A 1128-nucleotide genomic window follows, 5' to 3' on the forward strand; every position below is an offset into this window, starting at 1 on the left:
TTGGCGTCGGAGGCAACCCACAGGGTCCCTCCTGCCACCTGCGTGCCGCCGGCGTAGGTATTGTTGCCGGTGAGGACCAGCGTGCCGGCTCCGATCTTGAAGAGGCCACCGTTGCCGCTTATGTTGCCGCTCCAGGAGAGAGACTGGGACTGCGCCGCCACGTCGATACCGCCACCGTTGCTGGCCAAGGTGATATTGCGGCTGATCGACGTTGCCGCAGGTGTGTCCGTCATGGTCCCGACTGCACCACCGTTCAACATGATCCCGGTGGCTGCCGCGCCCAGGTTGCCGTCGTTGGCGAAGCGCAGCACGCCGCCGGTGACCGTCGTGCCGCCCGAGTAGGTGTTGGCCCCGCTAAGAATCAGGTCGCCGGGGCCGGACTTGACCAGCGCACCACTTTCACTGACTACACCACTCAGGGTGAGGGTTTCGCCGGCATCGACGAGAACGATGCCGCGAGCGCCGGTAAGCCAAACGGGGCGGGTGCTGGCAAAGGTCGCCGACGCACTCAGACCGCCACCACCGTCCAGGTTGAGATGGGTGCCTGCCGCGCCGAGCTTGGCATCGGACGCGATTCGCAGGACTCCTTCTTCCACCCGCGTGCCGGCCGCGTAGGTGTTGGTGCCCGTGAGCTCGAACTCGCCGTCGCCGCTCTTGATGAGGCGACCGCCACCGCTGATGCTGCCGCTCCAGATGAAGGGATGCAGCGCCACGTCGATGCCGCCGTTACCGGCGAGCACGATCTTGCGGTCGATCGACGTGGCCGCAGGAGTGTCCTTTGTGGTTCCGACCGCGCCGCCATTCAACGTGATTGCCGTACCCGCCGCGCCCAGGTTGACGTCATTCGTGAAGCGCAGGACACCGCCGGTCACGGTCGTGCCGCCGCCGTAGGTGTTGGCCGCTGAAAGGCTCAGGTCGCCGTCGCCGGACTTGGTCAACTGGCCGCTTCCGCCGATCACGCCGCTCCAGGTGAGTGGAGCCGATGCAACGGAGAAGCCGCCCTTGTCCGTGATCGTGACGGGGCGATTGCTGGTCGGCCCCGGATGGACCGTGGCCACGCTTCCGATCGTGCCGTTGTTCAGGTTGATGCCGATGCCCGCGGCTCCCAGGCTGGCGTCGGTGGTGAAC

At 66.6% G+C, this 1128-nt stretch carries 1 protein-coding gene; it reads right to left on the reverse strand.

Translation table 11 applies throughout. From position 1 onward, the window contains the following. A partial coding sequence (locus tag FJ980_RS33315) for an autotransporter-associated beta strand repeat-containing protein (RefSeq protein WP_181181414.1) occupies window positions 1–1128 on the reverse strand: 1128 nt, incomplete at both ends.

Source organism: Mesorhizobium sp. B1-1-5 (assembly GCF_006443065.1).
GTDB lineage: Bacteria > Pseudomonadota > Alphaproteobacteria > Rhizobiales > Rhizobiaceae > Mesorhizobium.